This is a genomic window from Microbulbifer halophilus (assembly GCF_026183675.1).
Lineage (GTDB): Bacteria > Pseudomonadota > Gammaproteobacteria > Pseudomonadales > Cellvibrionaceae > Microbulbifer > Microbulbifer halophilus.
This window is the reverse complement of record NZ_JAPIVK010000004.1, coordinates 26,813-47,751: the sequence shown is the minus strand read 5'-3', so window position 1 is coordinate 47,751 and position 20,939 is coordinate 26,813. Positions and strand designations below refer to the sequence as shown.

The window sequence follows — 20,939 nt, the reverse complement described above, 5'->3', positions numbered from 1 at the left end:
GCGCATCCCGCTCCAGCTCCCTGAACCGAACCCCGAAACTTGAGTTACTCACTACTAGGGATGCAACGAATGACTCAAGCGGCCCAGCCCGCCCCGGACCACCGCCTCCGAAGCCTCTGCACCACGGTGCTGCTGGCGACACTGCTGTCGCTCGCCGGCTGCTCCAGCATCCAGTTCGCCTACGGGCAACTGGACCGCTGGCTGCGCTGGCAGCTGGACGACTATGTCGACCTGGACCGCGAACAGAAGCGCCAGCTACAGGCCTCCCTCGACAGTTTCCTGGCCTGGCACCGCCAGACCCAACTGCCGCGCTACGCCGACGCCATGATGGAACTCGCCGACCGGGTGGAAACAGGTGAACTGGAAGATCTGCCGCTGGAGACGCTGGAAGACAGGGCACGCGGTTTCTGGGAAGCCTCCAGTACTCAATTCTACGACCTGCTGATCCCACTGGCGGCGAGACTCCGGCCGGAACAGATCAGCGAGCTGGCGGAAAACTTCAGGGAAAAGCGCGAGGAGTCACTGGAGGAGTGGCGCGAATCGCCGGAAGAAGTCGAACAGAAGCGCCGGAAGCGGATCCGCAAACACAGCGAGCGCTGGCTGGGCTCCCTCACCGATAAACAGAAAGCCCTGATCTCCACCTGGGTCTCCCGGGCTGCCTACGACCCGCTGTTGCGAGACCGGCAGCGCGGAAAATGGCAGGCCCGCTTTCTCGAACTGCTGCGCAACAAACCCGATAATTACCGGGCGCAGCTGCGCGACCTGATGCTGGACCCGCAACAGTTGTGGTCCGACGAATACCGACAGATGCAGGAGGAGCGACACCGCCAAGCCCGCGCGCTGGGCGAGCAGATGCTCGCCAGCACCACACCGGAGCAACAGCAACACCTGGCCGAAACCCTGCGCGAATACGCGGGGGACTTTCGCGAGCTGGCCAATCGCTGATTTGGGGACAGGGGACTCTCTGTAGAGTGCACCGTGCGCACCGCCAGAGCTACAGCTGGAAAAGAATATCCAGGTCGGATGCGAAGGCCCTGCTGCCGGGGGTTGTTTGTGAAACGATTGACTTGGGACATCCATGTCCCTCGCCCTTCGGGCGCCTGCGGCGTCCAAATCGGCGGCCCTGCCGATTTGTGCCGATGAGGCTGTTGAGCAAACAACCACCGACAGCAGGGCCGCCCCAGAACCTGCTTACGAACCGAATTTCGGCAGCCTCTACAGACCCGATCAACGGTGCGAGACCGCCAAGGACGGCGGTCATGCAGGGAACGCATGGAGCAGTTGTCTGCCACGGCGTACCCTACCGTCTAAAAAATATCGGGGTCGGCTTATCCACTCGCCTTATCGGCAGGCATAAGCAAGCCTCTACGTGATCACATTCTTGCAAGCCGGCGCATTCCCGCCGCTCCCCCCCGGCGCACTGGCCACCGGAGCTGACGAATCCGCCCTGCGGCTGCTAAGCTCCAGCCCCCCATAAGCCAATCGAGGAATCACCGTGCATATCGACTCCGCCAGCCGCGAACAACTGCAAGAGTGGGAAAAGGAACTGAGCGCGCAATACCAGCGCATCTGCGAACACGAGCTCAGCCTGGACATCACCCGCGGCAAACCCTCCGCCGATCAGCTTCACCTGGCCGACAAACTGGACGGCATCCTGAACGGCGATTACCGCGCGGCGGACGGCACCGACACCCGCAACTACGGCGGCCTCGACGGCCTCGCCTGCGCCCGCGACCTGGGCGCGGACATCCTGCAGGTGCCCAGCGAAGAAGTGATTGCCGGCGGCAACAGCTCGCTGACGCTGATGTACCACGCCGTGCTCACCGGCTACTTGTTCGGTTTCGCCGGCAACACCCCCTGGCGCGAGCTGGAAAACCCCAAATTCCTCTGCCCGGTGCCCGGCTACGACCGCCACTTCTCCATCTGCGAGCAACTGGGCATCGGCATGGTCAATGTCCCCATGACCGACAGTGGCCCGGATATGGACGCGGCCGAGGAACTGGTGCGCAACGACCGCGATATCATCGGTATCTGGTGTGTCCCCAAGTTCTCCAACCCCACCGGCGTCACCTACAGCGAAGACACCGTCGATCGCCTGGCGCAACTGGGCCAGATCGCCAACCCCGGCTTCCGCATCTTCTGGGACAACGCCTACGCAATCCACGACCTGGAGCAGCAGGTGAACCTGCCCAGCATCCGCAGCGCCACCCTGGCCAACGATACCGCCGACTCGGTGATCCAGTTCGCCTCCACTTCCAAGGTCACCTTCGCTGGCTCCGGCGTAGCCTTCGTCAGCAGCAGCCCCGCCAACCTGGCGTCGCTGAAACAGCAGATGCAGGCCATGACCATCGGCCCGGACAAGGTGAACCAGCTTCGCCACTCACGCTTTTTCGCCGAGTTCACCATGCTCAAGGAACATATGCAGAAGCACGCGGAAATCCTGAAGCCGAAATTCGCATGCGTGCTGGAGCAACTGGAGAAATCCTTTGGCGAATCGGACTTGGGCGAATGGGAAAAACCCAGGGGCGGCTATTTCGTCTCTTTTAACACCCGTCCCGGCTGCGCCACCGAAGTGATCAAACTGGCCGCGGACGCGGGCGTCAAACTGACACCCGCCGGCGCCACCTTCCCCTACGGCAAGGACCCGGAAGACCGCAATATCCGCATCGCCCCCAGCTTCCCGCCACTGGAGGAAGTGGATACGGCCATGTCGGTGTTTGTGCTGTGTGTGAAGCTGGCGAGCGTGCGCAAGCAGTTGCAGATGGCGTAGGTTTCAGGACTCTCAGTAAGGTGCGCCGTGCGCACCGTCCGGTCAACGTCAAAAAGAATATCGAGGCCGGACGTGAAGGCCCTGCTGCCGGGGGCTGTTTGGGAAACGATTGCCGATGAGGCTGTTGAGCAAACAGCCACCGGCAGCAGGGCCGTCCCGATCTCTGCTTACAGGATCAGTGGTGCGAGACCGCCAAGGACGGCGGTCATGCAGAGAGCGCATGGAGCAGTTGTCTGCCACGTCGCACCCTACCGCTACGCCGGTTCAGCCAAAGCGCCGAGGTAGCGCCTGGCAAACTTCGGATCCATCTTCTCCAGATCCACCACCACCAGCCCGTCCACCGAATCGCAGAAATCCGGATCCACATTGAAGGCGTGGAAACTGGTTCCGCCGGGTTCTGTCACCGCGGTGTACTTCTTGAATAGCGGCGGCAGCATCACCCCCTCTTCCTTCAGGATCCCCTTCAACTGCACCATGTCTTCCGCCGCATCGCCGACCAGTTGCGGCAGATCGTCGCGGGCCTCGGAAAACGGCAGGCGGGCATCGCCGAGGGGATTGTCGGTGGCAAAGTGGTGCAGGAAATAGCGCACTATCGCCGCCTTGGCACGCGCGGAAAAATTGCCCGGCATGGAAACCGGCCCGAACAGGTAGCGCACGCGGTTGCGCGCAATCCACTGGCCGATGCCGCACCACAACAGATCCAGGCCGCGGCTGCGCCAGTACTCCGGCAACAGGAAACTGCGCCCCAACTCCGCCGAATCCGGCAGGCACTGCTGTGGCGGGCTCGGGTAGTTGAACAGGGTACCGCTGTAAATCTGCTCCGGGGAAAGACTGTCGGTTTTCGCCAGCCGGTAGGCGCCCGCGATCTGCCGGCGCGCGCCGTCCCACAACAACAGGTGATCGTAGTGGGCATCGAAGGCATCCCAGTCGCGGCTCTGGCCGGTGCCCTCGCCCACCGCCCGGAAGGCAATTTCGCGGATGCGGGACAGCTCGCGCATCACCGGGCAATCCGGCCGCTGGCGATAGAGCCGCACCGAGAAATTCCCCTGCTCCACCAGCGTCTCGCAGGCCTCGATCCCCCGCTCGACATCGTCCGCCGGCTCGGCCCCGGCGATGATCTCCGGCCCCAGCGGGCGCGGCGATTTGTGCAGCCGATAGACATGCCGGCGCCACAGGCGCGCCTGGGCGCGGGAGGTCAGCGGCCACTGGCGGAAGTGCTCCGCCTCCACCGGGTTGCCGACGCGGATATCGATACTGCCGTGGCTCTGCTTGAACATCTCGCGAATCAGCCACAGGGTCGACAGCGGCCGGTTCACCATCGACAGGCCGTAGAACCACAGAGAATTGCGCCCGCGCACCTGCACCGGCAGTATCGGTGCACCGGTCTTTTCCGCGAAACGGGCGAAGCCCGGATTCCAGCGGCCGTCGCGCACCCCCTGGGGTGTCAGGCGCGAAACCTCGCCGGCCGGGAAAACGATAACGGCACCATCAGCGCGCAGGTATTCGTAAATCCCCTCCACATCGCCGCGGCGGGTGCGGCCGTTGAAATTGTCCACCGGCAACAGGTAGGAGCGCAGCGGCTCGATATTCCACAGCAACTGGCTGGCCACCGCTTTTACATCCTTGCGCACCCGCGCCACCATGTCGATCAGCGCCAGGCCGTCGAGACTGCCGAGCGGATGGTTGGATACGATTACCAGCGGCCCGCTGCGGGGAATCCGCTCCAGCTCCAGCGGGTTCAGGTCGTAGTGAAAATCGAAAAACGCAAACACCTGGCGGATAAAATCCAGCCCGCCCAGATGCGGATAGAGCCGCCCGAATTCCTGCAACTGCTGCTCGCAGCAGATTTTCTTCAGGGTCGCGGATACCAGCCGGCGCGCCGGTTTTTGCGGCGCGGCGCTGTACCAGGGATTGTCCTGCAAAAGAGACTCGACCCGGATCATGCCGCCACCGCCTCGGTCATGATGCGCGCGATTTTCGGCGCGCGGTGCCAGTGCAGCAGATCCAGGCCGCCGTCGGGCAGCTCCACCACAGCGCTCATCGAGTCCACCCAGTCGCCGCAGTTGGCGTAGGTCACGGGGGACTCGCCGGCGCTGTTGCGGCGCAGGGCGGCGCGGTGGATATGGCCGCAGATGACACCGTCGAGACCGCGCCGCTGTGTCTCGCGAACAGCCACTTCCTCGAAACTGTCCATCATCCGCCTCGCCGCCTGCACACGGGTTTTGACGTGGTTGGCCAGCGACCACCAGGGCTTGTCGAAGCGGCCGCGCCAGTAATTGATCCAGCGGTTCATGCGCAGCATCAGGTAGTAGCTGTGATCGCCGATCTGGTAACTGAGTGGATTGACGTCGATCTGGTGTTCGAACTGATCGCCGTGGGTTACCCAGTAGCGCCTGCCGTCTGCGGATTCGTGCACCCAGTCGCGTTCCACACGGATATTGCCCAGCCGCTTGCCGGCCCAGCTGCGCATGGGGGCGTCGTGGTTGCCGGGTACGTAGATGACTTCCGGTGTCTGACTGCTGAGTTCCGCCAGCATGCCCATCAGCATGGAGGAGTGGCGACACCAGCTTCCCCTGCCCTGGGCCAGTGCCTTCATGTCAAAGATATCGCCGACCAGGTAGACGGTATCGGCGCGGTTCTCGGCCAGAAAATCCGCCAACCGTTGCGGCTCGCTGTCCCGGCTGCCCAGGTGAACATCGGAAATCCACAGTGCGCGATAGCGGTTGCTCATGCCAAGGTCCCAAGTTGCGGTTTGAGATACCTTGACCGGGTTTTTTTACAAGTTTGGGATTCTTTGGTGAAGAATTTGTTGCAGGGCGGAGCCCGGTGCCAGCTTCCGGATCAAATGGGCAGACGGAACCAGGTGAAACAAGAACCCGAAACCGCTCAGTTCCGGATTCTTTCAATCTGATCGAAGCGCGACACACTGGCGAGATAGTCCTCCCAGCTGCTGGCCAGTTCCGGGGTCTGGTATTGGCTGTATTTCTCCCGGTTCAACCACAACACCCGGGTCCTGGCGCGGCGCAGGTCGATCGCCGGCAGTTTCTCGATCGCTTCGGGTCCGCTGTTGAAAACCGATCCCGCCCCGGAATTCTGGATCATATCGCTGACCAGGGTCAGGTTGACCTCCTGCGCGCGGGGATCGATACGTTTCAGGGCGGCCACATCGGACAGTGCTTCGTAGATCGGGGAGATGGGCTGGTCGCCGGCGGAGACGGTGTCGGCGATGGCACCCCGGAGCGGCGATTCGAAGCGTTTTTCATACAGGTTTTCGACAAATAACCGGTTCGCCGTCAGGCTGCTCACATCCTCGGCGGACCTGGGTTTGCACAGGTCGACCACCGGTTCGGACAGGCCGCTGTAGCGCTCGTCGAGTACAAAAATGGTGAAGCGGTCATTGACCGCGGATGCTTCCAGCAGCCGCGCTATATGCCGGCTGAGAAATTTTTTCTGGTACGCGGACATGGCGTCCGACACATCGATAATAAAAAGGTTGTGGGCCTGTCGCCGCAGGCTTTCGTTGCAGAGTGTCTGCCGGTCGTAGTCGTGTTCCGGGGAGTGAATCTTCTGCAACACCACCGCGGCCAGCGCCGCGAGCACCGCGATACCGGCGGCGAAGAGCATCAGCCCCCTGCGGTCCTCCGACGAAAACCTGTTTCGGGAGTACCTCATTGTGAAAGGCTCAGCCCGCTTTCCCGCTCGACCCGGCCGATAAATGCGCTGATATCGGCCCGGGCGCCTTCCCACTGCTCGCCGATCCGATCCATGGCGGCCGCGTATTCCCGGTCGAGCGCGGCCACCATCTGCTCGAAGAACTGCAGTTCTTCCCGGTGCTGGTCGAGGCCGACGGTATTGAGCTTCGGCAGGGTTCCCAGCTCGAATCGCAGCAGTTCACCGAAATAGGCCGCTCGCCGATTCATGATCCTCGCCGAATGGGACTGGTAGTAGCGCACCAGTTCATCCAGCAATCCCTGCGCCCTGGTGATATCCTCCTGGTATTCGCGCCGGATGTCCTCGCTGCGTTCGATACTGGCCTTGAAGCGGATAAACTGGGAGCGGATCTCACGGTCCTTTTCCGACAGCGCCTGCCGCGACTCCTCCACCGCCTCGCCGATTTCATCGAAGGCATCGCCGCAGCGCTCCACCCATTGCCGCTGCAGGTCCCTGACGCGGCGGGAAACCGCCGTGTAGCCGGGGTAGCGATCGTCGACGACGAAAAACTTCGCCACCAGCAGCGACAGCGCGATGGCACTGACGATCACCATGATCCAGGAATTGAAGTCCCGGATGCCCCAGGGAGCGCTCCAGAGGCTGGTGACGGCCACCTCGGAGGCGGTAAACGGGTCCGCCTCCAGCGCTTCCCGATAGTGCCCCACCCCGAGCACGAAATAGAGCGACGCCGCCGAGATGGCGACAAACAGCAGCCCGAAACAGAGTTTCCGCAGGATATTGACGTGAAACAGGTTGCGCAGGGAGAAGGCGATAAAAGCGGCCAGGCCGAGATTGACCAGGGACAGGATAAACGCCTGGAAGAATCCACCCAGCAGTCCCAGCTCGCTGCCCCGGGAGAGAAAGAAGGCATTCAGTGCCGTTTCGAAAATGACGATAAAGAAAATGATGGCGCAATGCAGCAGTTTCGACTCGCGGTAGATGGCATCGCGGGTGAGGCCATTCTTGTGCCGGAATATCTCCAGGTCGGCCCGCGCGGAGGACAGGTCCCGGGCCGACTGTCGGAGCTCCTGTAGCAGCGCGGACTTTCTGCTGTCGATCTTCCTGCTCAGCTCCCGGTCGGTATTGCCCAGCTCCTGGTAGAGCTGGCGGATATGCAGTTCGTTGCGGGCCTCCGCCTGTTCGTCGATTTCATCCTGGCGCTTGCGGTGGACGGCGCCGACGATTTCGCTGGCGACGTAGGCGCGGATACTCTCCTCGCTCTCGGTGTGACTGGTCCGGTCCAGCTCCGGGATACCCGCCTTCACGTCCCGCTCGACGCGCTGTTCGAGCCTCAGGGCGGAGATTGCCGCCTTGCTTGCCGGTATGGAGGTCATCGACTTCACCTAAATACATCCCGCTTTTAGGTATCTCAAGTTTTGAAAGCCGGAGCGGGGTGCACCTTTCTGGGACTGTCTGCGAGTGGGACCTCGCAGACAAGCCTCCAAGGATGGATTCACGGCGTGTCCCAGAAAGGTGCACCCCGCTCCGGCTTGTGCCATCGGCTGCTACACCGAATTCGGAAACTCGAGTCAGGAGTTTTCCCTGATTACAGAATAGCCGCGCAGACGAATGCCTGCGCCCGGCATGCGATGAAACGCGGGGGCAAGGGGTCGCCGGAAGGGTAAAGAGGTTGAAGCCGGCGCCCGGGGCGCCGCAAGCTGCACCGGGGCTGGCGGGGAGGGAGCGGCGCCGGAATCGCCGGCGGTCAGGTCACTCGGTATCCACCGGCGGCCGCCCCGGCACCGGGTAGGGGAACTGGGTCACTTTGTCGCCCTTGACCTCGACGATCTTGCCGGTGCCCTCTTTCTCCACCTCATCGATGCGCACGATGCTGTGCATGGGGATATAGGAACGACTCACCGCATTGAACTCGGACTTGAGCTTCTCCTCGCTGGGGTCCACCACCAACTGCGACTTCTCGCCAAAGACAAACTCCTCCACCTCGATAAAACCGTACATATCACTCTGGTAGATGGCCCGGGCGTAGAGCTCGTACACCTGGTTCTGGTTGTGGAAGATGACTTTGTAGATTGGGTTGGCCATAGAAATCTCGGATTGGGTGATCCCTTGCGGATTCTAGTCTCGACGCGGGCTCTGCCCGAAAAAGCGCGGAAGGTTAGCACTCTAGCAGTGACCCGTCTATGCAGTCCGCAGAGGGGCCGCTATAATGCCCCACCTTTTCACCTGAACAGTTTTTAACCAGGCGACCTATGTCTTCCGAACTGACCGAAGCCCCCGAAAACAAGGGGGTGAAAAAGCTCTATATCAAGACCCACGGCTGCCAGATGAACGAGTACGATTCGTCGCGTATGCGCGACCTGCTCGGCGAGTCCCACGCCATGGTGCCCACCGACGACCCGGAAGATGCCGACGTGTTGCTGGTCAACACCTGTTCCATCCGCGAGAAGGCCCAGGAAAAACTGTTCCACCAACTGGGCCGCTGGAAGCACCTGAAGGAAAAGAATCCCGACCTGATCATCGGCGTCGGCGGCTGTGTGGCCAGCCAGGAGGGGGACGCCATCTCCAGTCGCGCACCCTATGTGGACCTGATCTTCGGCCCGCAGACACTGCACCGGCTGCCGGAAATGATGCAGACGCGGGAACAGAAGAACGGCGCCGTGGTGGTCGACGTGACCTTCCCCGAGATCGAGAAGTTCGACAGCCTGCCGCAACCGGAGGCGGACGGCGCCACCGCCTTCGTCTCCATCATGGAGGGCTGCTCCAAGTACTGCACCTTCTGCGTGGTGCCCTACACCCGCGGCGAGGAAGTCAGCCGCCCGGTGGCGGACGTGCTGGAGGAAGTGGCCCACCTGGCGGACCAGGGCGTGCGCGAGGTGAACCTGCTGGGCCAGAACGTCAACGCCTACCGGGCCGCCGGCGACGACGGCCAGATCGTCGACTTCGCCGAGCTGATCACCTATGTGGCCGCTGTCGACGGCATCGACCGCATTCGCTACACCACATCGCACCCGGTGGAGTTCTCCGATGCGCTGATCGACGTCTACGCCGAGGTGCCGGAGCTGGTGAATCACCTGCACCTGCCGGTGCAGAGCGGCTCCGACCGTATCCTGATGGCCATGAAGCGCGGCCACACGGCGCTGGAGTACAAGTCCAAGATCCGCCGCCTGCGCCGGATCCGCCCGGATATCTGCCTGTCGTCCGACTTTATCATCGGCTTTCCCGGGGAGACCGACCGGGACTTCGAGGACACCATGAAGCTGATCGAGGACGTGGGCTTCGATATCTCCTTCAGCTTCATCTATTCCGCCCGCCCGGGCACGCCGGCGGCAGACCTGCCCGACGACACGCCGGAAGCCGTGAAGAAACAGCGCCTGCAGCTGTTGCAACACCGCATCAACCAGCAGGCAGCGGAAATCGCGCGGCGCATGGTGGGCAACATCGAGCGGGTGCTGGTGACCGGCGTGTCCAAGAAGGACCCGGGCCAGTTGCAGGGCCGGACCGAAAACAACCGCGTGGTCAACTTCCGCGCCGACGACCTGGCGCTGATCGGCAAGTTCGCCGATGTATCCATCGAGGAGGCGCTGCCCAACTCGCTGCGCGGTACGTTGGTGGATTCGGAGCTGGATGGACCGCTGGTGTAGATCGCGGCCCGGTACAAGTTCCCTCTCCCGCGGGGACAAATTTGACAGGATCAAATTTGGGCGCCGAAGGCGCCCGCGAAGCGGGCGAGTGCCAGGGATGGCGCGAGTCAGTGGGTTAGGGAGAGGGGGGCGCCGTTCGAAGCCCCTTCGATCGGACCTGGATGACGGTGCACACGGCGCACCCTACACCGAGTCCCGAAACTGTAATACCGGCCTGTTATAAAACGCTTATAAGGTTAGAACCCATTCGTCACACACCGCCCTTTCCCCCACCGGGAAAATGGGTATACCCTAGCAGTGAAACTCCCAATCAAAGGTGCCGGAAACCAATTTGGAAACACATACCCTCGCTCACAGTATCACCCTTGAGCCCAACGACGCCCGCCGCCTGGCCAACCTCTGTGGCCAATTCGATCAACACCTGCGCCAGATTGAACAGCGACTGGATATCGAGATCCGCAACCGCGGCAACCAGTTTGCCTTCTATGGCGAGCCGCAATCGGCCCGCGCCGCCGGCGAGCTGCTGAACGCCCTCTACCGGGATACCGACAGCCGCGATCACCTGACGCCGGAGGAGGTCCACCTGGCCCTGCAGCAGTCCGGTGTCGAAGAGCTGCAGCAGGGCAGCGCCGACCGGGACAACGAGGCGGACAAGGTGGTGCTGATCCGCACCAAGAAGTGCTCCGTGCGACCGCGCGGCGGCAACCAGCGCAAATACGTGCGTGCGGTGCAGTCCAGCGATATCAACTTCGGCATAGGCCCGGCCGGTACCGGCAAGACCTACCTGGCGGTGGCCTGTGCGGTGGAGGCGCTGCTGAAGGACGAGGTGGAGCGCATCCTGCTGGTGCGCCCGGCGGTGGAGGCCGGCGAGAAACTGGGCTTCCTGCCCGGCGACCTGAGCCAGAAGGTGGATCCCTACCTGCGCCCGCTCTACGACGCCCTCTACGAGATGCTCGGTTTCGAGACGGTGGGCAAGTTGATCGAGCGCAACGTGATCGAGGTGGCACCGCTGGCCTACATGCGCGGCCGCACCCTGAACAACGCCTTCGTGATTCTCGACGAGAGCCAGAACACCACCCGCGAGCAGATGAAGATGTTCCTGACCCGCATCGGTTTTGGCTCCACCGCGGTGGTTACCGGCGACCCCAGCCAGGTGGACCTGCCCCGCGGCCAGTCCTCCGGCCTGCGCCACGCGATCGAGGTACTGGGCAAGGTGAACGGCATCAGCTTCACGCACTTCGGCGCCAAGGACGTGGTGCGCCACCCGCTGGTGCAGCGTATCGTCGAAGCCTACGACGCGCACGAAGCGGGCGACACCGTGGCCGGCAAACCGGGCGAAGACGCGGCCTGAAGCCGCCGACTGCCGATGCCATCGCGACCATGAGCAAACTCACTCTGGAAGTGCAGCGGGCCAGCCGCTGCACCGACCTCCCCCCCGACCGCCAGATCCAGCGCTGGGTGACCGCCGCCCTGGGCGACCGCCGCAGCGGGACGGAGCTCAGCGTGCGTATCGTCGACGAAGACGAGAGCCGGCAACTGAACCACCAGTACCGCGGCAGAGACAAGCCCACCAATGTGCTGTCCTTCCCCGCCGAGCTGCCGGAGGAGCTGAACCTCCCACTGCTCGGGGATCTTGTAATATGCGCCCCCGTTGTCGCCCGGGAGGCGCAACAGCAGCGCAAAGCCGCCACGGCGCACTGGGCACATATGGTGGTCCATGGCACACTGCACCTCCTGGGTTACGACCATATCGAGGATGCGGATGCGGAGATCATGGAGAACCTGGAAACCGGCCTGCTGAAGGGGCTGGGATTTGCGGATCCGTATATCCCTACGGAAATACAGGAATAGGTATGGCGGGCGCCCTGCCCGCCCCGACCAGTTACTAGTGTAAGAGTGAGAGAAACCCGGAGCATGGCCACTTCCATGACCACTGACGAACCCCCAAGTAGCCCCCCATCCAGCAAGGGCGACAAGAACTGGCTGGAAAAGCTCTTCGGGGCTTTTTCGGCAGAGCCCAAGTCCCGCGATGAACTACTGGATATCATCAAGGACGCCGCGGAAAACCAGTTGGTGGACGCGGAGGCCCTGTCCATCATCGAGGGCGCGCTGGATGTCTCCAGCCAGCAGGTGCGCGAAATCATGATTCCGCGCTCGCAGATGGTGGTCGTCAGCCTGCAGGACAAGCCCGAAGAGTTTCTCCCCAAGATCATCGAATCCGGCCACTCCCGCTTCCCCGTCATCGGCGAGAGCGTCGACGATATCCGCGGTATCCTCCTGGCCAAGGACCTGCTGCCGCTGGTCCTGAAAGGGACAGAGGGCTTCCGGCTGGAAGATATCATCCGCCCGGCCAACATCATTCCCGAGAGCAAGCGCCTGAATATCCTGCTGCGGGAATTCCGCGAGAACCGCTACCATATGGCAGTGGTGATCGACGAGTACGGCGGCGTCTCTGGCGTGGTCACCATTGAAGACATCCTCGAGGAAATCGTCGGCGAAATCGAAGACGAGACCGACGAGGAGGAAGGGGACAGCTTTATCCGCAAGGTGGGCGAGAACGACTATATCGTCAAGGCCCTCACCCCCATCGAGGAATTCAATGACTATTTCGAAGCCGAGCTGAGCGACGAGGAGTTCGACACCATCGGCGGCCTCATCATGCAGTCCTTCGGCCACCTGCCGGGGCGCGACGAGATCACCCGCCTGGGCAGCTTCATGTTCCGCGTACTCTACGCCGACAACCGGCAGATCCACCTGCTGCGGGTGATGCGGAGCGATGAGAGCGGAACGCGGAACGATGAGTGAGAGGCCCCGGCACCCTTTTCCCCGTGCCGCAGGAGCCTGCCGCGCAGGCGATCATACACGGGGCCGCTCCGAGATCGCCTGGCAGATTTTTGCTCCATGCAAACCCTGCATTTCCGCCATCCATGGCGGTCACAAGCAGGCTCCTACAGATGTGTTTGTAAACAATTGAGTCGCGGCGAGATACCATTTGTGAAAAAGTATTCACCCTTCATCGTACCGCTTTTGTCATTCCTGGCCGGCGGCCTGATGACCCTGTCTTTCGCCCCCTACGACTACTGGATCTGCAGCCTGCTGTCGCTGGCGCTGCTGGCCTGGCTCTACCTGCGCGCCGCCGGCGAAAAACCGCTTCCGGGCAAACGCAGCTTCCGGCTCGCCTTCTGCTATGGCCTGGGGCTCTTCGGCAGCGGTGCCTCCTGGGTCTATGTTTCCATCACCCAGTTCGGCGGTTCCTCGGCCATCCTCGGCCTGCTGCTCACCGGCGCCTTCATCGCCGTGCTGGCACTGGTACTGGCACTGCCCTTCATCCTGCTCGGCCGCTTTACCGACAACCGCGCCAGCTTCGCCCTGGCCTTCGCCGCCCTTTGGTTTGCCGGCGAGTGGCTGCGCAGCTGGATCTTTACCGGCTTTCCCTGGCTGTTTGCCGGCTACGCCCACCTGGGTACACCGCTGGCCGGCTGGGCGCCGGTACTCAGTGTCTACGGCATCGGCCTGCTGCTGGCACTGACCGGCGCGGTGATCGCGCTGCTGGTCAGCGGCCGGCTGGTCCCGGTCCGCGGCAAATCCAGCGTCGCACTGTTGCTGGCCGCCGCCCTGCCCTGGCCCGCCGGCGCCCTGCTGGCCCAGGTGCACTGGACGCAACCCGAGGGCGAGACCATCGCGGTGGGCCTGGTACAGGCCAATATTCCCCAGGATAAAAAGTGGCTGCCGGAGTTCCGCGGCGAGACCATCAGCCGCTACCAGAAAGGCACCCGGGAACTCAGTGGCCAGCAGGTGGACGTGATCATCTGGCCCGAGGCCGCGCTGCCGCTGCTGTACAACCAGGCTCCCAACCTGATGGAGGCACTGCAGCGCAACGCGGAAAAAACCGACATCGACCTGATCAGCGGCCTGCTCTACGACCGGCGGCAGGCGGACAGCGACCGCCGCGTGGTACACAACTCCGCGGCCGTTTTCGGCCGCAGCCCGCAGGTCTACCACAAGCGCCACCTGGTGCCCTTCGGCGAGTATGTGCCGCTGGAGGAATGGATCCGCGGCACCATCGAATTCTTCGACCTACCCACCTCCTTCATCCGCCCCGGCGCGGAGGAGCAGCAACCGCTGCACGCCGGCGGCGCCAGTTGGGCACCGCTGATCTGCTACGAGATCGTCTATCCGGGCATGGTGGCCAACAGCGCCCTGTCCAACCAGGTACTGCTCACCATCAGCAACGACGCCTGGTTCGGCGACTCCATCGGCCCGCTGCAGCATATGCAAATGGCGCAGATGCGCGCGCTCGAGACCGGCCGCTATCTGGTGCGCGGCACCAATACCGGGGTGACCGCCATCGTCGACCCCCGCGGCCGCATCACCGGCAGGCTGCCCCAGTTCGAACAGGCCACCCTGGTGGGCGAGGTCTCGACGATGCGCGGCAGCACGCCGTTTATGCTGGCGGGTATCTCCGCCGTCTTCGCACTGGCGCTGCCGATGCTGGCGGCTGCGGTACTGCTGCGGCGCCGGAAAACGGCCGACTCGGAAACCCCGCTGGCCGGCGAACTTTCCGACTGATTCCCCTGCCGAAACCGGTGCCGGCCCTCCGCCGGCGCCGAAAATTGTTCGCCCCTCCGCACAGCTTCCCCAAAACTGCACATATCTAGCGTCAACAGCCTCCAGCGCCCGTCACTGCAGGCCTCGGCTGCTATGCTGCAGACAAATTACTTCAAAACGGCGGCACGGATGCCCTCTTCTATGCATTGTTTAATCAGCGGCGGTACCGGCCTCATCGGCCGACTGTTTTGCCAACAGTGGCTGGCGCGGGGAAACACATTGACGGTTCTCAGCCGAAGACCGGACAGGGTCCATAAACTCTGTGGTGAAGCGGCGTCCGGCTGTCGAGAGCCCGAGGAAGTAGAGACGCCGGTGGATGTGGTGGTGAACCTGGCCGGGGAACCCATCACGCACCGCTGGACGGAAAAGCGACGCGCGGAGATGCGCGACTCGCGCCTGGAAATCACCAACAGGCTGGTGCAGTGGTCCCTGTCCCGGACACAGCGGCCGGGCTATTTCCTGTCGGGCTCCGCGGTGGGCTACTACGGCGATCGCGGCGGCGATCTGCTGCGGGAAAACAGCCCCCCCGGCGGCGGCTTCGCCGCACAGCTCTGCCGGGACTGGGAGGCGGCCACCCTGCCCCTGCAACAGGCCGGCATCTGCGTCGGTAGTATGCGCACGGCAATCGTCCTCTCAACCCGCGGCGGTGCCCTGGCACAGATGCTGCCGGCCTTCCGCCTCGGTGTGGGCGGCCCCATGGGTTCCGGTGAGCAGTGGATGAGCTGGATTCACGAGGACGATATCGTCGGCCTGATGCTGCACGCCATCGACCACCACCTGTGCGTGCCCTTCAACGCCTGCGCACCGGAGGCGGTCACCAACAACAGCTTTGCCCGCCTGCTGGGCAGGCAACTGCACCGCCCATCCCTGATGCGCGCGCCGGCCTGGGCGCTCAAAATGGTATTCGGGGATATGGCCGAGGAACTGCTGCTGGCGAGCCAGAAAATGGAACCGGGCACCGCCCTGGACAGCGGCTACAGCTTCCAGTTTCCGACCCTGGAGCAGGCCCTGGCGGACCTGTTGCAGAAAAACGGCCACACCAAGAAAGCGCGGGCTTGATAGGCCTCCCCAGTCTATCTGAAGGGGAGAACTTTATGTCCACCCTGTTTATTTCCGGCACCTTGGGCCAGTGCCAATAAGGTAGGCCAGGGACGACCCTACGCCGCCTCCTCGGTCCGGCTGAGCGCCTGCGCCAGGTAGCGGCGGCCGGATTCTCCCACCACCAGCTCCGCCCGGCATTCCATCGGCGCCGAACCCACCCACTGGGCGTGCCAGCGGTACCAGTGGCGCTCGTCGCCGTCGCAGCGCAGCTCGACAAAGTCCACCTCGGCCGGTTCCATGCGAAATTCCCGCACAATCTGCCCGGCAAAGGTCTCAAAATTCTTGCTGACCTGAGCCGCCCCCTCGCTGCCCGCGCAGAGGAAGACCAGCTCGCGGCCATCCTGAACGGTTCGCTTGAACCCGATCTGCACCGGCCGGTTGAGGCGATTATGCAGTTGGATCGGGGAAAAGGATGAAGGAATATCCGTCATCTCGTTGTACCTCTTTTATTGTTATTGCTGTTCACAGCCACTAGTCCTGCCGACAATAAACAACAACACGGACACTGAACCTATGCCCACCTGTCGGGCCCGACAAGGTCATCCGACGATATTGTACCGGCCCCGGTCAACCTGCTGATAGGATCCCGGGGAGCCGATCTGGTTCCTCAGCATTCGCGCACGGGCGGCAGAGGCCTCCAGTAATACCAGACCCGCGCCAGCAGCTCGCGCCAGTAAACCTGGGTCCGCAGCATCGCCGCCGCACTGGGCAACCAGCGCAACAGCCCGGTCTGCGCCCGCGGCAGCAACTCCTCCGCACTGCCCACCGGCAGCGGCTGCACCTGTATCCCCGCGCGGGCAAAAACCTTTGCTGCGCGGGGCATATGCCACCAGTGAGTGACCAGCACCACGCTCTCGATGCCGGAGTCGTGCAGCACTGCGGCGGAATTGACCGCGTTCTCGGCGGTGGTACGACTGCAATTCTCGCGCCAGGTTACCGACCGCCGGAACAGCTTCTGTAACAGGGCGGCCATCAGCTCCGCCTCGGACGCCCGCTCCCGCTCGTATACGCGCCCTCCGGAAACCAGGATCGGCAGCGGTTCCGGCGCCATCTCCGCCGCCCGGGTCACCCGCTCCAGGGTGGTGGCCGAAAGGCGTTCGTTACCGGATTTCTCATCCCGGTAACGTCCGCCGCCCAGAATCACCACGGCCTGGGGCACCGCCTGCGGATCCTCCACCGGCTTGCCCAACTGCCCGCCCAGCCAAGCGGAAAATGCCGGTGTCGCGCATATCCACAGCGCGGCGACCGACAGCATAGCCAGCGGCAGTGACAGTTTTGCGAAAAGCGAGCTGGCCGGGAAAAACCAGAAGATGAGGGCCAGCAACAGGGCCAGCAAGGGGGCGAGCGGGGGCATAACCAGGGTGGTCAAGATCGCGTGGAACTCCATAGGTGACTATTCTCATTGTTTCTCGAGGCTTCCACAGGACATTCGCCACACCATCGCGAACGCTTCGGCCCCGGTATTATTTCTATCTCAAGTTTCCGGGTTCAGTTCAGGGACAGGGAGCTGGAGCGGGGTGCGCCTTTCTGGGACTGTCTGCGAGAGGGACCTCGCAGACAAGCCTACAGGGATGTATTAACGAGGGGACGCCTAGTCCGTGTCCCAGAAAGGCGCACCCCGCTCCAGCTTGTACCACCTACGGGCACCACGCCCCCAAAACTCGAGTTTCTATTCTTCCAAGCCCCCCTCGATCTGCCGGAAACAGCCGTAGCCACAGCGGTGGCAGGGCGTGATCTGGCTGTTCTCCGGCGGCAGGGCCCGGTAGCCGCAGCCCAGGCACTGCAGCTCCTCGCCGGCCACGGTGCGCTCGCCCGCCAGCGCCCAGGGCTTGCCGGCCCTGATACAGCGCATCAGGTTGGGCCAGGCGGTCTCGGTGGGATCGGCGCTGTCCAGCAGCCAACTGCCACCGCGCTCCTCCAGTGTCTGCAATTCGCCCCGCAGGCCCCGCAGGTAGTCGGCGGCCCGGTGCAGGTCATCTTTTAACCAGGCGCGCAGGAAAGCCACCTTGTTGGCGGTCAGGTCCTCCACCGCCAGCTCTCCCTCCACCAGATCTTCCAGATCCTGGCGCAACTCTTCCGCCAGATCCTCTTCCGGCGGCAACTTCGGTTCCTTCGTCACGATATCCCTCCTATAATCCCGCGCTTGGCATCCGATCCGATGCCGCGGGCGAGCCCGGTCCGGGGCGCCCGAACGAGGTTCTGGACATTCTCCCCGCAATTTTCGATCACAGAGTATAGGTCCCCAATCGATGGAAGAGCAGTACAACCCCTCCGCAGTCGAAGCGTCCGCCCAGCAGTTCTGGGAGGAACGGCAGAGCTTTGAAGTGACAGAGGACGCCAGCAGGGAAAAGTTCTACTGCCTGTCCATGTTCCCCTATCCCAGCGGCAAGCTGCACATGGGGCATGTGCGCAACTACACGATTACCGACGTCATCTCCCGCTACCAGCGTATGCAGGGCAAGAATGTGCTGCACCCGATGGGCTGGGACGCCTTCGGCCTGCCGGCCGAGAACGCCGCCATCCAGAACAGGACCGCGCCGGCCAAGTGGACCTACGCCAATATCGACTACATGAAGGGCCAGCTCAAGGCACTGGGCTTCGGCTTCGACTGGTCCCGCGAACTGGCCACCTGCCAGCCCTCCTACTACCGCTGGGAGCAGTGGTTCTTTACCCGCCTGTACGAAAAGGGCCTGGTTTACAAAAAAGACTCCGCGGTCAACTGGTGCCCCCACGACGCCACGGTACTGGCCAACGAGCAGGTCGAGGACGGCTGCTGCTGGCGCTGCGGCACCACCGTGGAGCGCCGCGAACTGGCGCAGTGGTTCATCAAGATCACCGACTACGCCGAGGAACTGCTGGCCGACCTGGACAAGCTGCCCCACTGGCCGGAGCAGGTGCGCACCATGCAGCGCAACTGGATCGGCAAGAGCCGGGGCGTGGAGCTGTCCTTCGCACTGCCGGAAACCGTCGCCGGCGTGGACCACTTCGATGTCTACACCACCCGCCCGGACACGCTGATGGGCGTGACCTATGTGTCCCTGTCGGCCGAACACCCGATTGCGCTGGAACTGGCTGAGAAGAACCCGGAACTGAAAGCCTTTGTCGCCGAGAGCAAGAAACAGTCCATGTCCGAGGCCGATATGGCCACCATGGAGAAAAAGGGCATGGACACCGGCCTGGTGGCCATCCACCCGATCACCGGCGACGAGATCCCGGTGTGGGTCGCCAACTATGTGCTGATGGACTACGGCTCCGGCGCCGTGATGGCGGTACCCGCCCACGACCAGCGGGACTGGGAATTCGCGCGCAAATACGGCCTGCCCATCCAGCAGGTAGTGGAGGCCGGTGGCGATGAAACCATCGACCTGGAGAAAGAGGCCTTTACCGGCAAAGGCAAGCTGGTGAACTCCGGCGGCTTCGACGGCCTCGACTTCCAGGCCGCCTTCGACGCTATCTCGGAAGCGCTCAAGGCCGGCGGCAAGGGCCGCGTCACCACCAACTACCGCCTGCGCGATTGGGGTGTCTCCCGCCAGCGCTACTGGGGCGCGCCCATCCCCATGTTCAACCTGGCCGACGGCGGCGAAATACCGGTACCGGCGGAAAAGCTGCCGGTGCTGCTGCCGGAGGATGTGGAACTGGACGGTGTGCAGTCCCCCATCAAGGCGGATCCGGAATGGCGCAAGGACGAGCTGAACGGCGAGCCGGTGGAGCGCGAGACCGACACCTTCGACACCTTCATGGAATCCAGCTGGTACTACGCCCGCTATACCTGCCCGGATTTCGAACAGGGCATGCTGGACCCCGATCGCGCCAACTACTGGCTGCCGGTGGACCAGTACGTCGGCGGTATCGAACACGCGATCCTGCACCTGCTGTACGCGCGCTTCTTCCACAAGCTGATGCGCGACGAGGGCCTGGTGAACAGCGACGAGCCCTTCAAACAGTTGCTGTGCCAGGGCATGGTGCTGGCGGAATCCTTCTACAGGGAGAAAGACGGTCACAAGACCTGGATCAACCCCGCCGACGTGAATGTCCAGCGCGACGACAAGGGCAAGCCGATCAAGGCTGTCGAGCGCGCCACCGGTGAGGAAGTCACCGCCGGCGGCGTGGTGAAGATGTCCAAGTCCAAGAACAACGGCATCGACCCGCACGCGGCGGTGGAGGAATACGGCGCGGATACCGTGCGCCTGTTCACCATGTTCGCCGCGCCGCCGGAGCAGACCCTGGAGTGGCACGACGCCGGTGTCGAGGGCGCCAGCCGCTTCCTGCGCAAGCTCTGGAAAACCGTGCACGGCCATACCGACGCCGGCGGCAGCAGCGCGGCCATCGACCAGGCAGCGCTTTCCGACAAGCAGCAGCAACTGCGCCGCAAGACCCACGAGACCATCCGCAAAGTCGGCGACGACTACGGCCGCCGACAGACGTTCAACACCGCCATTGCCGCGGTCATGGAATTGCTGAACGACATCACCAGGCTGGCCGAGCGCGACAGCGAGCAGGGCCTGGCGGTGGAGCGCGAGGCCCTGCAGGCCGCCGTGCTGCTGTTGGCCCCGGTCACCCCGCATATCTGCCACAGCCTGTGGCAGGCGCTGGGCAACGACACTCCGCTGGTGGACGCCCAGTGGCCGCTGGTGGACGAGAACGCCCTGGTGCGCTCCAGCATCACCCTGGTGGTACAGGTCAACGGCAAGGTACGCGCCAAGCTGGACGCCCCGGCCGACGCCGACAAGGAAACACTGGAGAAGCTGGCACTGGCCGACGACAATGTGCAGAAATTCATCGGCGACGCCACCGTGCGCAAGGTGATCGTGGTGCCCGGCAAACTGGTCAACATCGTCGCCAAGTAATCCCGGGAGCGCGGAGCTCCAGCTCCGCTTGCGGGCCGCAGGCCCGCCTTGGATCGTTGTCGAGCGGTAAGCAGACTTAGTGGCGGCCCCGCTACCGGTGGCTGTTTGCGGGACACGGACTGGGCGTCCCCCCGTGAGTACATCCCTGTAGGCTTGTCTGCGAGGTCCCTCTCGCAGACAAAACGGCAGGATTGCCGTTTTGGACGCCGAAGGCGCCCGAAGGGCGAGGGCCAGGGATGGCCCGAGTCACAGTCCCGCAAACAGCCACCGGCATCGGGGCCTTCGCATCAGGCGTTGGTA

General features: G+C 63.3%; 17 protein-coding genes. 9 read left to right on the top strand and 8 right to left on the bottom strand.

The genetic code is table 11. The features are described from left to right. Window positions 1-69: 69 nt before the first annotated feature. Together OQE62_RS03215 and OQE62_RS03210 are read left to right on the top strand one after the other, a co-directional pair. Window positions 70-945: a DUF6279 family lipoprotein gene (locus OQE62_RS03215; protein WP_265720555.1), complete on the top strand. Its 876-nt coding sequence runs from the start codon at window positions 70-72 to the stop codon at window positions 943-945. A 550-nt stretch (window positions 946-1,495) separates the two neighbouring features. After that, entirely contained in the window at window positions 1,496-2,770 is a 1,275-nt protein-coding gene (locus OQE62_RS03210) for an aminotransferase class I/II-fold pyridoxal phosphate-dependent enzyme (protein ID WP_265720554.1), read from the top strand. A gap of 254 nt (window positions 2,771-3,024) precedes the next feature. Here the strand turns inward: OQE62_RS03210 and OQE62_RS03205 are convergent, their stop codons facing one another. The 5 genes from OQE62_RS03205 to OQE62_RS03185 all read right to left on the bottom strand — a co-directional run bounded on the left by OQE62_RS03205 (window position 3,025) and on the right by OQE62_RS03185 (window position 8,524). After that, the gene (locus OQE62_RS03205) at window positions 3,025-4,713 is read right to left on the bottom strand and encodes a lysophospholipid acyltransferase family protein (RefSeq protein ID WP_265720553.1); all 1,689 of its coding nucleotides are present in this window, start codon (window positions 4,711-4,713) and stop codon (window positions 3,025-3,027) included. Beyond that, window positions 4,710-5,501, bottom strand: a complete 792-nt coding sequence (locus OQE62_RS03200; protein ID WP_265720552.1) for a UDP-2,3-diacylglucosamine diphosphatase — start codon at window positions 5,499-5,501, stop codon at window positions 4,710-4,712. Before OQE62_RS03200 ends, OQE62_RS03205 begins: the two co-directional genes overlap by 4 nt. A 155-nt stretch (window positions 5,502-5,656) precedes the next feature. Beyond that, window positions 5,657-6,442: a hypothetical protein gene (locus tag OQE62_RS03195; protein WP_265720551.1), complete on the bottom strand. Its 786-nt coding sequence runs from the start codon at window positions 6,440-6,442 to the stop codon at window positions 5,657-5,659. Then, window positions 6,439-7,815 (bottom strand): hypothetical protein, encoded by a 1,377-nt coding sequence (locus OQE62_RS03190; RefSeq protein ID WP_265720550.1) that lies wholly within the window; start codon window positions 7,813-7,815, stop codon window positions 6,439-6,441. Before OQE62_RS03190 ends, OQE62_RS03195 begins: the two co-directional genes overlap by 4 nt. Window positions 7,816-8,191: 376 nt before the next feature. Then, window positions 8,192-8,524 carry a DUF1820 family protein gene (locus OQE62_RS03185; RefSeq protein ID WP_265720549.1) on the bottom strand — a complete coding sequence of 111 codons (333 nt, stop codon included), beginning with the start codon at window positions 8,522-8,524 and terminating at the stop codon, window positions 8,192-8,194. Window positions 8,525-8,691: 167 nt separating this feature from the next. Between OQE62_RS03185 and miaB the strand changes: the two genes are divergently transcribed. From miaB to OQE62_RS03155, 6 genes are all read left to right on the top strand, one after another. Then, window positions 8,692-10,083 (top strand): tRNA (N6-isopentenyl adenosine(37)-C2)-methylthiotransferase MiaB, encoded by a 1,392-nt coding sequence (gene miaB / locus OQE62_RS03180; RefSeq protein WP_265720548.1) that lies wholly within the window; start codon window positions 8,692-8,694, stop codon window positions 10,081-10,083. Between the two features lie 331 nt (window positions 10,084-10,414). Beyond that, window positions 10,415-11,434: a PhoH family protein gene (locus OQE62_RS03175; protein ID WP_265720547.1), complete on the top strand. Its 1,020-nt coding sequence runs from the start codon at window positions 10,415-10,417 to the stop codon at window positions 11,432-11,434. Window positions 11,435-11,463: 29 nt separating this feature from the next. Further along, entirely contained in the window at window positions 11,464-11,934 is a 471-nt protein-coding gene (gene ybeY / locus OQE62_RS03170; protein ID WP_265720546.1) for an rRNA maturation RNase YbeY, read from the top strand. Window positions 11,935-11,997: 63 nt separating this feature from the next. After that, window positions 11,998-12,888, top strand: coding sequence for an HlyC/CorC family transporter (locus OQE62_RS03165; protein WP_265720545.1), 891 nt, complete (start codon window positions 11,998-12,000; stop codon window positions 12,886-12,888). Between the two features lie 189 nt (window positions 12,889-13,077). Continuing rightward, a complete protein-coding gene (gene lnt, locus OQE62_RS03160; protein ID WP_265720544.1) occupies window positions 13,078-14,652 on the top strand; it encodes an apolipoprotein N-acyltransferase in 1,575 nt (524 codons plus the stop codon). 132 nt (window positions 14,653-14,784) lie between these two features. Beyond that, a complete protein-coding gene (locus tag OQE62_RS03155) occupies window positions 14,785-15,750 on the top strand; it encodes a TIGR01777 family oxidoreductase (protein ID WP_322746556.1) in 966 nt (321 codons plus the stop codon). 98 nt (window positions 15,751-15,848) lie between these two features. On the opposite strand, the gene OQE62_RS03150 is transcribed toward OQE62_RS03155, so the two are convergent. The 3 genes from OQE62_RS03150 to OQE62_RS03140 form a co-directional block, all read right to left on the bottom strand. Further along, window positions 15,849-16,223, bottom strand: coding sequence for a hypothetical protein (locus OQE62_RS03150; protein WP_265720542.1), 375 nt, complete (start codon window positions 16,221-16,223; stop codon window positions 15,849-15,851). Between the two features lie 176 nt (window positions 16,224-16,399). Then, on the bottom strand, window positions 16,400-17,161 hold the full coding sequence (locus OQE62_RS03145; RefSeq protein WP_265720541.1) for a YdcF family protein: 762 nt from the start codon (window positions 17,159-17,161) through the stop codon (window positions 16,400-16,402). A gap of 300 nt (window positions 17,162-17,461) precedes the next feature. Then, on the bottom strand, window positions 17,462-17,911 hold the full coding sequence (locus OQE62_RS03140) for a zinc ribbon-containing protein (RefSeq protein WP_265720540.1): 450 nt from the start codon (window positions 17,909-17,911) through the stop codon (window positions 17,462-17,464). Between the two features lie 130 nt (window positions 17,912-18,041). Between OQE62_RS03140 and leuS the strand changes: the two genes are divergently transcribed. After that, the gene (leuS, locus tag OQE62_RS03135) at window positions 18,042-20,639 is read left to right on the top strand and encodes a leucine--tRNA ligase (RefSeq protein WP_265720539.1); all 2,598 of its coding nucleotides are present in this window, start codon (window positions 18,042-18,044) and stop codon (window positions 20,637-20,639) included. Window positions 20,640-20,939: the final 300 nt, after the last annotated feature.